The organism is Verrucomicrobiota bacterium JB022 (assembly GCA_030673845.1).
In the GTDB taxonomy this organism is placed as follows: domain Bacteria; phylum Verrucomicrobiota; class Verrucomicrobiia; order Opitutales; family Oceanipulchritudinaceae; genus WOUP01.
Genome location: JAUTCQ010000017.1, coordinates 511,932 through 522,651, shown reverse-complemented (window position 1 = coordinate 522,651; position 10,720 = coordinate 511,932). Strand labels below are relative to the sequence as shown.

The window sequence follows — 10,720 nt, the reverse complement described above, 5'->3', positions numbered from 1 at the left end:
CAGGAGGTTTTTCCCCTGCCAGGAACGCCGGTAGAGGATGTCCAGCGCCTGGTAAAAGTCGCGGCAGGCCTGCCCGATCAGTTCGATCTCCTTGAGCTGGGCAGGCGTGAGCGGCCAGGCCTCGGGCGAGAGGCGCCAAGTCTTGTCCTCGAACAGGGGTTGCGCCTCAAGCGAGGCCTTAACGGTCTGGTAATCAAGCGTGGCCATGGCAATGTCGGGCTTCATCCATAACGGTTGAAACTTCCAAGGGGAAACCTTTTCCGCGCCGGAGCAAGCCGCAGATGCATTTTCCGGATGTGCCCGCTCCTTAGCCCCCTTCGCCCTCAGGCAGAGCCGTTCCATGATCATCAGCACTTGATTTTTCCCCAGGAATAGCCACCTGTACCCAATAAGCTGTCCACACTGTAGTGAGCACTTCGGTTAACTGTATGATAAGTGTGACTTTCAGGATAATGCCAGTAACGTAATATTCCTCCGTTACGGACATAAACGTCAAACCGATGAACATGCCCAACACTCCAGAGTATTCACTAGAGCCCTTTTTTGAATCGTTGCCCGAGCTGTTGTGTATTGCCGGTTTTGACGGGTATTTTAAAAAAATAAATCCCGCCCTTTGCAAGTTGTTGAAGTACACGGAAGCCGAGCTCTATGCCCGTCCCATCAACACCTTCGTCCACCCCGAGGACCAGGCCCTGACTGAAACCCACCGGCGTAACCTGTACGCGGGCAAGCCCCTGATAAACTATGAAAACCGCTACCTGACCAAGGACGGCGAGACTGTGTGGCTCTCCTGGAACTCGATTCCCCAGCAGGAAGAGGGGCTGGTCTACGCCATTGCCAAAAACATCACTTCCAATAAAGAGCACGAGGTTGCGCGAAACGCGATGCTGGCCGAGATGACCCGAGCGAACGAACGCCTGAAGCAAATGAACTATGCCACCTCACATGATTTACGCTCCCCGGTGGCAAACCTGATCTCGCTCTTCAGCATCCTGGACCACAGCAAAATCACCGACGCTCAGACCCAGGAGTTTATCCAAATGATGACCGAGGCCGCCAACGAGCTGGAGCAGATGCTTAACCGCTACCTGGATCAAATCGAGAAAAGCCAAGCTCAGGACGCTCAGCTCGAAATCCTCTCGATCCATACAACCGTCGAAAAAGTCAAAAAGCCGCTCTTCTACCTGATCGCAGGTTCGCAGGCCCGGATCACGATGGACCTGGAAGCATTCGACACCCTTACTTTCAAACAATCATATCTGGAAGGCATTTTTCTGAACCTGATCACAAACTCGATCAAGTACGCACACCCTGACCGCCCCCCGATGATCAGCATCGAGACCCGCCTGTGCGACGGAAACAAGCAAATCCGCTATACGGACAACGGAATCGGCTTCGACAGCAAATCCCTGAAAGACCGCATCTTCAGGCTACATGAGAAATTCCATAACAACAAAGATGGCAAGGGAATCGGTCTCTACCTGATCGCCTGCCATATGCGTGAGCTCGGCGGCCACATAGAAGTCAGCAGCCAAGTCAATGTTGGCACGACTTTCACGCTGCACTTCGCCCGGGAAAGCGACTAGAGCGTGTGCCGCTCTCCGATCGGCACGCGATCCCGCTGGATTGGGGCAGAAGTCCCAAAGCCTGAGGAATAAAGGGCTGTCTCCCCTCAGTCCTCCATCTTGATATCCTTATTGCGGGAGGTGGGGCAGCCAGCGCGCAGCCAGGCGTGGATGAAGTTGTCGAGGTCGCCGTCCTGGACGGCCTGGATGTTGCCGGTTTCGACGCCGGTGCGCAGATCCTTGACCATCTGGTAGGGCTGGAAGACGTAGGAGCGGATCTGGTTGCCCCAGCCGATTTCGCCTTTTTCGCCGTAGTAGCGTTCCATTTCCGCGCGCTTCTCGTCCTGCTGCTTTTCGTAGAGGCGGCTTTTGAGCACCTTCATGGCCGTCGCGCGGTTCTTGATCTGCGAGCGGTCGTCCTGGCACTGCACGACGATGTTGGTAGGAATGTGCGTGATGCGCACGGCCGATTCCGTCCGGTTGACGTGCTGGCCGCCCTTGCCGCTGGCGCGGTAGACGTCGATGCGCAGGTCTTCTTCCTTGATCGGGATGTCGATGTCGTCCTCGATTTCGGCGATCACGTCGACGGCGGTAAAGGAGGTATGGCGGCGCGCGTTGCTGTCGAACGGGCTGATGCGCACGAGACGGTGGACCCCACGCTCGGCCTTGGCGTAGCCGTAAGCGTTGTCGCCCACGATGCGGATGGTGGCGGAGCTGATCCCGGCTTCTTCACCGTCGATCATGTCTTCGATCGTCACCTGATAGCCGTTGCGCTCGGCCCAGCGGGTATACATGCGCAGGAGCATGCTGGCCCAGTCGCAGCTCTCGGTACCGCCCGCGCCGGCGTTGATACTGAGAATCGCGTTATTGCGGTCGAATTTGCCGCCGAGGAAGCTCTGGATCTCCAGCTCGTCGAGGCGCGCCTTTAGCTTGGCGGTGTTGGTGACGACTTCGCGCTCGAGGTCGGCGTCTTCGCCCATCTCGTCGAGCAACTCCACGGTGGCCTTCAGGTCCTCGACCTGGCTGCGGAATGCGACGAGCGGGTTGATCAGGCCCTTGATGCGCGCACTTTCCTGCACGACCACCTGCGCCTTGTCCTGCTTGTCCCAAAAGTCCGCGGCGGCCATCTGGTTGTCGAGCTCATCCAGGCGGTTCTGCTTGCCGGGTACGTCGACGAACTTCCAGAGGTAGCCGGCGCGCTTGGCAATCTCTTCAACTTGGGTGCGGACTTCAGGTTCCAGGGCCATGGGAAAACGGATACTGTCTCAGGTCTCGCCCAGTTGGTCAAGGCAGACGGGAAGCTGGCGCGGGGGAGAAATGGAGAAGTTGCACCACCGCGCTTGAAAGGCGGCGCCCCTTTTGCCAAATTGCCCGTATGCACACCACCGTCAGCAAATTCCTGCAGGACTTCCCCCGGATGCAGCGGGCTGCGTTGGCGGGAGAGCCTGTAATTGTCCACTCGCCCCAAGGGGATCTGGAGGTCCGGGCACTTGCGTCTGCGCAAACCGAGCCGCTTCCCCGTGGAGAGTCTCTTTTCGGGATGCTCAAAGATGAGATTCTGTGGTCTGCTGACGACATCGACCAACCTACCACCTCCGATGACGAGTGGAAGGGCTCTTTGTGAGGCTCTTGCTCGATACGCATGCGGTAGTCTGGCTGTTGCAAGGGAGATGAGCGACTGGGCAAGCAGGCAGCCCAACTGATTCGCGATGCTGGTAGTGGCGAGATTGCAATCTCGGCGATTACTTTGATCGAACTGGTCCAAATTGCCAAGAAAGGCCGGATTACCCTCTTGGGTCGCGAGTTCCGGGGGCTGCACCGAATCGCGGAGACCTTTGCAATCATCCCGATTGACGCCCATGTCGCGATCGACTCGATCCAGGTGCCGTTACCGCATGCCGATCCGTTTGACCGCATTATCGTCGCTACCGCTCGACGCCACGGCCTCACCCTTCTGACTCGCGACAGTAACATTACCGACAGCGGTTGCGTGGAAACCGTCTGGTAGTGTGCAGGATTACCATTCATCCGGGCAGTTTCACGCCCCAGCCACAAAAAGGACGCTCCATCCGGGCGCAGCGTTGCGGCGTGTGCCAGGCGCGATTAACTTGGCCGCTATGTGTTTCGATGCGCCGGTTGTGCTGGAGACGATCGACCTGTGCCACCGCTATGAACAGCGGGTGGTGCTCGATCATGTTAGCCTGCAGGTGAGGGCGGGCGAGCGCGTGGCCATCATGGGGCCATCGGGCGCGGGCAAGTCTACCCTGCTCAACTGCCTGGGCGGGATCGAGCAGCCGCAGTCGGGCGAGGTGATCGTGGCCGGGCAGTCGCTGCAGGGGCTGGGGGAAGACGGGCGGGCGGCTCTGCGGCGGCAGGACATCGGCAGCATCTTTCAGCTCTTTTACCTCCTGCCGACCTTGAGCGCGTTTGAAAACGTGGAGCTGCCGCTGCTCTTGCTCGGACGGCCCAAGGCGGAACGGCGCGAGCGGGTGCGGGCGTTGCTCGACGAGGTGGGCGTGAGTCATCGTGCCGACGCCATGCCGCGGCAACTGAGCGGCGGCGAGATGCAGCGGGTGGCGATTGCGCGCGCATTGGCCCCCCACCCCAAGGTGCTGCTGGCCGACGAGCCGACCGGCAATCTCGACAGTCAGGCGGGCGAGCGCGTGCTCGACCTGTTGGCGCGCGTGTCCGAGACCCATCAGACGGCGCTCGCCATGGTGACGCACGCGCCCGAAGCCACCCGCATCTGCCACCGCACGCTTTGGCTGCGCGATGGCGTGCTGAGCGAAGAGAATGCGCCCGCCCATGCGTAGCGTTACCTGGCGAACCCTCGCCACGGTGTGGCGGCAGACTGCGGCGCGGCACTGGCGGCAGGAGTGGTGGCAGAGCTTTACGCTCGTCTGCATTCTGGGACTCGGTGTGGCGGCCTTTCTCTCGATCCGACTGGCCAACCGGGCCGCGCTGGCGGGCTTTGGCGGGCTCGACGCCGCCGTCAGCGGCCAGAGCGACTGGACGGTGCAGGCGCCCGCCGGGGCGTTGCCCGAAGACGCCTTGCCGGAGTTGCGCGCGGCGATCGAGGGCCTGCCGGTCGAGCTGGTGCCGTTGCTCGAAGGCTCCGCCATTGATCCGCAATCGCGTCAGGAGCTGCGCCTGCTGGGCACGGACCTGATGGCGGTGCAGAACCTCGGCAGTGCAGACGACGCCGGGCTGGTGGGCGAAACCACGGGCAACTGGTGGGATTTGTTGCGCCACCCGCGCGCGGTGGTAATCGCACCGGGCTTGGCGCAGGCGCATGGGCTGGCGGTGGGAGACACGTTTCCGGTGTTGCTGCAGGGGCGTGCGGTCGAGCTGAAGGTGTTTGGCCTGCTACCGCCCAACCGCTTCGGCGTGGAGGTGCCCGACAACTTGCTGGTGCTCGACCTCCCCCGCCTGCAAACGCTGCTGGAGCGGCCCGACTCGGTCGCGCGGGTGGAGGTGATCGTGACGGCCACCGAGCGACGCGAGCACTGGGTGGAGACCGTGCGGACCCGGCTGGAGCAGCCTGCGGCCGGGCGCTGGGAGGTGCAGGGGCCACGCAGTCAGGAGGTAACGGGGGCCCAAATGACGGCGGCGCTACGCATGAACCTCAACATCCTTTCGCTGATCTCGCTGCTGGTGGGCTTGTTTCTGATCGCGCAAGCCATCGACGCGGCGGTGGTGAGGAGGCGGCGCGAAATCGGCATCCTGCGCAGCCTGGGGCTGACGCCGCGTCACATCCGGCACCTCTGGCGGCTCGACCTCGCCATGCTGGGGCTGGCGGGCAGCCTGCTCGGCATTTTCCTTGGCTGGGGCCTGGCCCAAGTGGCGGTGCGAGCGGTATCGCGCACCGTCAACGCGCTTTATCTACAGACGACCGCCCACAGCGCCGCCCTCACCTTGCCAGACGCGGCCCTCGCGCTGGCGCTGGGCCTCGGCGCGACTTGGCTGGCCGGGCAATTCCCGCTGCGCGACGCCGCCAGCACGCCCCCGGCGCAGGTGATGCGTGGCGGGCGCTTCGGCAACGGGTTTGCGCTCTGGCAGCGTCCGGTCTGGGGCTTTCTGATGGTGGCCGCGGGCGTTGGGACAGCCGCTTTGCCGCCGTATGTGCTGGCCGACCAGACGCGGCTGCCGGTCGGTGGATTTGCGGCGGCGTTTCTCTGGCTGATCGGCGGGACGATCCTTGCGGGCGGGGTACTGCGCCCGCTCGCGGCCCTACTGCTGCGCCTGCCCGTCGACCGCCTGCCGTGGAAGGTGGCGCTGGTGCAACTGCGCGAGGCCACGAGCCGGCACCGGCTGGCGCTCGCGGGGCTGTTCGTGGCGGTGGGCATGGCGGCCTCGATCAGCATCCTCGTGGGCAGCTTTTCGCGCACGATGGAGGAGTGGATCGAGGTGCGCTTCCAGGCCGATCTTTACGTGAGCCTGCCGGGTGATGGCGGCGTGACCCGCGAGGCGCGCATCCCGGAATCGATCTGGCGGCCCATCGCGGCGCGACCGGAAGTAGCGGCCACCAACGCCTTCGACCTGCGCCCGGTGGACCTCGACGGCTCGCGCACCTACCTCGGCGGGGCCCATACGGAGCTGCTGGGCGGCTACGAAAAGGTACTTTGGCTGCGGGAACCCCTGCCCGCTTCGCAGCAACCAACCGGCACCACGGAGGGCTACGCCAACGAGTCGTTTATCCGGCGCTTCGAAGTCGGCGCAGGCGACGTAATCGAGATGCCGACCCCGAGCGGGCCGCAGCAAATCTGGCTGCGCGGCGTGGTGAGCGAATACGGCAACGACCGGGGCTCGGTGGTGGTGCCGCGTGCGACCTTCGAGCAATGGTTTGGCACGGCGCAGGTCTTCAACCTGTCGCTGCACCTGCACGATCCAGCCACGGCAGCGGAGTTCGCCGAAGAGCTGCGCCTCGCGTATCCGGGGCTTGAAATCCGCAGCAATGCTGCCCTGCGCCAGACGGTGCTGCGCGTGTTTCGCCAGACATTTGCCGCCACGGAGGCGCTGCAGATCCTTGGGGTCAGCCTCGCTTTGGTGGGGCTCGCTTTGGGGCTCGTCAGCATCCTGCGCGAAAACCAAGGCACGCTCCGCACCCTGCACGTGCTCGGCGCGAGCCGGCGTCAACTGGCGCTGATCACCGCGCTGGAAGGGGCGGGCCTGACGCTGGGCGGGCTGGTCAGCGGCTTGTTGCTGAGCTTTGCCCTCGGCTGGCTGCTGATGTACGTCATCAACCGGCAATCGTTTGGGTGGACGCTGCTCTACGCCTGGCCGTGGGTGGCGCTACTGCGTTTTTCGCTGCTCGTGCTGGTCGCGGGCGGCGTGATCGGCTATCTGGTGGGCCGCCAAAGCACCCGCCTTGCCCTGGAGGACGAATCGCGATGAAAAAGACGCTGCTGACGCTTTCCCTGCTGGCCGCCGCCGTGCTGCGGGCCGAAATACCGGCCACGACCGACGATGGCTTTGCCGTGCCACAGCCGGGCCATACCTTCTCCTTTCCGCGCGACCACGGGAGCCATCCCGAGTTCAAGATCGAGTGGTGGTATCTCACCGGGCACCTGCGGGCGGGCGACGACTGGCGCTTTGGGTATCAGGCAACGTTTTTCCGCTTTGCGGGTCCGAAGGACGACGCGGCGGGCGAGAGCGATCCGCTCTTCGGCACCGACCAGCTTTTCCTCGCCCAGTTTGCGCTGGCGGACTTGGAGACGGGCACCTTTTACCAACAGTCGCGACTCGACCGGGAGGGCTGGAACGCCAGTGCCGCGACCGAACGCCTCAACGTGCGCCAGGGGCCGTGGCGGCTGGAATGGCCGGAGGGTGCGGAAGCGTTTGAGCTGGTGGCCTCCGCCCCGCCGGATGTGCAGTTTTCCCTGCAACTGGAGCCCGTGAAGCCGTTGATCGTTTTCGGACAGGACGGCACTTCGCGTAAGGGTGCCGACCCGGCAGCGCGGAGCTATTACCTGACATTCACCCGTCTGCAGACCACTGGCACCGTCTCGGTCGGCGGTGAGGAACTTGCGGTGACGGGCCAGAGCTGGATGGACCACGAGATCGCCAGCAAGCAGCTCGGCAACGAACTGGAGGGCTGGGACTGGACCGCAATCCAACTGGACGATGGGCGCGAGGTGAAGGCCTACATCCTGCGCGAAGAAGGCGGCAGCAAGGGCCCGTTCTCGGCGCTGATGTGGATCGACCCGGCGGGCAAAGTGACTTACTACGGGGCGGACGATTTCCAATGGGAGGCCGTGCGCTGGTGGGAGAGCCCGGAGACCGGCAACCGCTACCCGATCGAGGTAAAGATCACCGCCCCCACCCCTTCTGGAGTCGAGCAGGTGCTGCACTTGCGTCCTGCCCTCGATGGTCAGGAGGTGGTGGACATCCGGGGCGACAATACCTACTGGGAAGGCGCCTGCGAAGTCGTGGATGAATCGGACAAGGTCATCGGTCGCGCGTATCTGGAACTAGTCGGCTACGGCACGTCGACGGCGGAGCGGCTGCAGTAGATACGGAGGGCGATTTGTTTTTAGCCGCAGATGAACGTAGATTTACGCGGATAAAGGCAGAAAGATTGGCCTCACGCAAAGACGCAGAGCCACCAAGAGTTTAAAGAAGAGCAGAAACGAGATATACAGGTATTTCTTTGCGCCTTCGCGGCTTAGCGTGAGGCAAAATCCTCGCCCGTTTAAGAATCACTCCTTCTTTACCCGTGAGAATCTGCAGCTAAATAATCTTTCCCTATACGTCGATGACGTCTTCGGATTCGCCGCGACGGCGGTTGTGGCGGAGGCGCTTGACGCCCCGGGTGCCGTCGGGGGCGTGTCCGGGGCCGCGCTGCACGTGCACCTGGATGTGCTTACGCGCCGTAAAAAGGTTCACGACCATCGAAACGATGCCGATGATGATGGCTCCCCAGAGGGCCGACCAGAAGCTGTCGACGTGAAAGCCCGGCACAATGCCGCCGGCGAAGAGCAGCATCACGGCATTGATCAGCCACACGGCAAGGCCGAGGGTGAAGATGACCAGCGGCAGGGTGAAAAAGATCAGCAACGGACGCACGAAGGCGTTGAGCACGGCCAGCACGACGGCAACAAGCGCGAGGGAGCCGAGACCGTCGGCGTGGATGCCATCGACGAGTTGATCTGCCAGCCACGTGCCGAGAAACAGCACGATGAGGCGTAGGAAGAGGCCCTGGGATTCTTTTTGCTCTGCCATCCCCTAATGTTTAACCGCATCGGCGTTGAAGCCAAATTCCCCGATCACTTCGTAGGCATTGTCGCCCGTCTGGCCGGGGCGCGGGATGACCACCTGCAGGCGCAGATCGTGCGGCGGCACGACCACACGCGGGCTGTGCAGGTAGGCCCGGCTTTGCGAGGGCGACATGGCGAGAAAGATCTCGCGGTCGCGCTGATTGAGATAAAAGCCGCGCACCGTCACGGAGTCGACCGGCGGCTGCATCAGGTTACCCTCGTCGTCGAGGAAGTAGAGGCTGAAGGTGTTGTCCTTGAGCGCGAGCAGCATTTGCTGGCCGGGCTTGAGCACCTGCGATTGCAGGGGCATGCGCGCCTCCGCCGGGTCGGCCTGCAAGGGCTCGCCTAGCGTTTGCGCGCACAGGGGCGCGGCGGCACCCAGCAGGCTCAGCATCATCCACATACGCCACCATCCACGACGCTTCATGCGGTCAACCTACCCGACGCCACCACCCGCCACAACCGAAAAAGCACTGCAGCTTCGAGAGAATCAGTCTCATTTTCGCCTTGCCAACCTGAGCCGAAGCCACTCTATATGAGACCGAATCGCATTGATAGCATCCTGCGCGGACCAACTTACTTTTGCCTGAAATCGTCCGCATACGTTGCCCCGGAGCTCTAGGGAAAGCCTGAACCGCTCCGGGGCCTTCGTGTTAGCCACTTTTTGACTGCACCGCTTCGTGAAACTCAAGACCATCTGGAAGATCCACTCCCTCCTGGGCCTGTTCTGCGGCCTCGGCCTGCTCGTGATCGGCCTGACGGGAAGCGTGCTCGTGTTCCACCAGGAGATCGCCAACCTGCTGTGGCCGGAAAAGCGTCTGGTGGCCGAAGTGAAGCCAGCGGAGGAGCGCATCCCGCTGCAGCAACTGGTCCCCCAGGTGGAGGCGGCCTTCCCCGACTTTTTCATCCAAGGCTGGCGACCACGCTACGATTCGGCCACCCGCGACGACGTCTACCTGACCCGACGGGGCACCGACGACTGGTATATCCTCTACCTCGACCCTTACACGGGTGAGACCGCCCCCGCGCCGGTCCTCAGCGACCAAACGCTCCAGGGCTGGCTGGTGAAGCTGCACTACGAGTTTTTCGCGCACCAGTGGGGCATGATCGCAACGGCTCTGCTGGCGCTGGGCTTCATCGGGCTAGGCGTCACGGGGGTCTATATCTACCGGGGCTTCTGGAAGGCCTTCTTTCGCCTGCGCTGGCGCAAAAGTGCCCGTATCTTTTTCTCGGATGTGCACAAGATGGTGGGCATCAGCACGGTGCCGCTCAACCTGATCCTGGGCCTCACCGGCGTGTGGCTCAACTGGGGCCACCTCAGCCATGAGCTTGAGCACCACCACCACGAAGAGGAGCATCTTGTAAATCCTTACGAGGGCGACATGACCGCGCGCCTCGACGAGATGAACGCGAAGGCGCAGGAGCTGATGCCGGGCTATGTCGTCAACTTCATCAACTTCCCGGACAGCGAAGACCCCCAAATCTATTTCTTCGGCACGGTGCCCGAGCGCCACCCCTTCCGCAATGCCTACGGCAGCCACCTGTGGATGAACAACGATACCGGCGAGGTCACTTACCACCTCGATCTGAGCAAGGCGAGTGCGTGGCAGCGGATCGAAAACGCCTTCGAGCCCCTGCATTTCGGCGACTTTGGCGGCCTCTTCAGCAAGGTGATCTGGTGCCTGGCGGGCCTTTCCCCGGCCGTGCTCGCCGGCTCCGGCACGTGGATCTGGTGGCACCGCCGCCGCATGCAGAAGAAGCGCCCGCAGCGCACCCAAATCCTCGCCGAGCCCAAGGCCGCTTCCCAGCAGGCCACCGAACCGGTGACGACGGAAGTGTAACCAGACCTATCGCTTTTCCAAATGAAACAGCCGAGCCCCGCGAGGAGCCCGGCTGTTT

The 10,720-nt window shown here is 62.7% G+C and carries 11 protein-coding genes; 7 read left to right on the top strand and 4 right to left on the bottom strand.

Going from position 1 to position 10,720, the window contains the following annotated elements; genetic code table 11:
- Nucleotides 1–225, bottom strand: a 225-nt coding sequence (locus Q7P63_15035) for a hypothetical protein (protein MDP0501406.1), incomplete at its 3' end; no start/stop codon positions are given.
- Nucleotides 226–500: 275 nt separating this feature from the next.
- On the opposite strand from Q7P63_15035, the gene Q7P63_15030 reads away from it, so the two are divergent.
- Nucleotides 501–1,586, top strand: a complete 1,086-nt coding sequence (locus tag Q7P63_15030) for a PAS domain-containing sensor histidine kinase (GenBank protein ID MDP0501405.1) — start codon at nucleotides 501–503, stop codon at nucleotides 1,584–1,586.
- Nucleotides 1,587–1,672: 86 nt separating this feature from the next.
- Here Q7P63_15030 and prfB read toward each other — a convergent pair whose 3' ends face one another.
- Complete coding sequence (gene prfB, locus Q7P63_15025; GenBank protein MDP0501404.1) at nucleotides 1,673–2,812, bottom strand: peptide chain release factor 2; 1,140 nt, start codon at nucleotides 2,810–2,812, stop codon at nucleotides 1,673–1,675.
- A 128-nt stretch (nucleotides 2,813–2,940) separates the two neighbouring features.
- Here prfB and Q7P63_15020 point away from each other — a divergent pair, with 128 nt between their 5' ends.
- The 5 genes from Q7P63_15020 to Q7P63_15000 all read left to right on the top strand — a co-directional run bounded on the left by Q7P63_15020 (nucleotide 2,941) and on the right by Q7P63_15000 (nucleotide 8,077).
- Nucleotides 2,941–3,189 (top strand): hypothetical protein, encoded by a 249-nt coding sequence (locus Q7P63_15020; GenBank protein MDP0501403.1) that lies wholly within the window; start codon nucleotides 2,941–2,943, stop codon nucleotides 3,187–3,189.
- A gap of 54 nt (nucleotides 3,190–3,243) precedes the next feature.
- Nucleotides 3,244–3,573, top strand: coding sequence for a type II toxin-antitoxin system VapC family toxin (locus Q7P63_15015; protein ID MDP0501402.1), 330 nt, complete (start codon nucleotides 3,244–3,246; stop codon nucleotides 3,571–3,573).
- A gap of 109 nt (nucleotides 3,574–3,682) precedes the next feature.
- Nucleotides 3,683–4,378: an ABC transporter ATP-binding protein gene (locus Q7P63_15010; GenBank protein ID MDP0501401.1), complete on the top strand. Its 696-nt coding sequence runs from the start codon at nucleotides 3,683–3,685 to the stop codon at nucleotides 4,376–4,378.
- Nucleotides 4,371–6,959 carry an FtsX-like permease family protein gene (locus Q7P63_15005; GenBank protein MDP0501400.1) on the top strand — a complete coding sequence of 863 codons (2,589 nt, stop codon included), beginning with the start codon at nucleotides 4,371–4,373 and terminating at the stop codon, nucleotides 6,957–6,959. The genes Q7P63_15010 and Q7P63_15005 overlap by 8 nt, the downstream gene beginning before the upstream one ends.
- Nucleotides 6,956–8,077: a lipocalin-like domain-containing protein gene (locus tag Q7P63_15000; protein ID MDP0501399.1), complete on the top strand. Its 1,122-nt coding sequence runs from the start codon at nucleotides 6,956–6,958 to the stop codon at nucleotides 8,075–8,077. The genes Q7P63_15005 and Q7P63_15000 overlap by 4 nt, the downstream gene beginning before the upstream one ends.
- A gap of 232 nt (nucleotides 8,078–8,309) precedes the next feature.
- Here the strand turns inward: Q7P63_15000 and Q7P63_14995 are convergent, their stop codons facing one another.
- Nucleotides 8,310–8,786 carry a phage holin family protein gene (locus Q7P63_14995; protein ID MDP0501398.1) on the bottom strand — a complete coding sequence of 159 codons (477 nt, stop codon included), beginning with the start codon at nucleotides 8,784–8,786 and terminating at the stop codon, nucleotides 8,310–8,312.
- 3 nt (nucleotides 8,787–8,789) lie between these two features.
- Nucleotides 8,790–9,248, bottom strand: coding sequence for a hypothetical protein (locus Q7P63_14990; GenBank protein ID MDP0501397.1), 459 nt, complete (start codon nucleotides 9,246–9,248; stop codon nucleotides 8,790–8,792).
- Nucleotides 9,249–9,501: 253 nt separating this feature from the next.
- Between Q7P63_14990 and Q7P63_14985 the strand changes: the two genes are divergently transcribed.
- On the top strand, nucleotides 9,502–10,662 hold the full coding sequence (locus Q7P63_14985) for a PepSY-associated TM helix domain-containing protein (GenBank protein ID MDP0501396.1): 1,161 nt from the start codon (nucleotides 9,502–9,504) through the stop codon (nucleotides 10,660–10,662).
- Nucleotides 10,663–10,720: the final 58 nt, after the last annotated feature.

Excerpts from the sequence above, each read along its gene's own strand:
- Q7P63_15030 (MDP0501405.1), top strand. The coding sequence starts at position 501 with ATGAACATGCCCAACACTCCAGAGTATTCACTAGAGCCCTTTTTTGAA.
- prfB (MDP0501404.1), bottom strand. The coding sequence starts at position 2,812 with ATGGCCCTGGAACCTGAAGTCCGCACCCAAGTTGAAGAGATTGCCAAG.
- Q7P63_15020 (MDP0501403.1), top strand. The coding sequence starts at position 2,941 with ATGCACACCACCGTCAGCAAATTCCTGCAGGACTTCCCCCGGATGCAG.
- Q7P63_15010 (MDP0501401.1), top strand. The coding sequence starts at position 3,683 with ATGTGTTTCGATGCGCCGGTTGTGCTGGAGACGATCGACCTGTGCCAC.
- Q7P63_15005 (MDP0501400.1), top strand. The coding sequence starts at position 4,371 with ATGCGTAGCGTTACCTGGCGAACCCTCGCCACGGTGTGGCGGCAGACT.
- Q7P63_15000 (MDP0501399.1), top strand. The coding sequence starts at position 6,956 with ATGAAAAAGACGCTGCTGACGCTTTCCCTGCTGGCCGCCGCCGTGCTG.
- Q7P63_14995 (MDP0501398.1), bottom strand. The coding sequence starts at position 8,786 with ATGGCAGAGCAAAAAGAATCCCAGGGCCTCTTCCTACGCCTCATCGTG.
- Q7P63_14990 (MDP0501397.1), bottom strand. The coding sequence starts at position 9,248 with ATGAAGCGTCGTGGATGGTGGCGTATGTGGATGATGCTGAGCCTGCTG.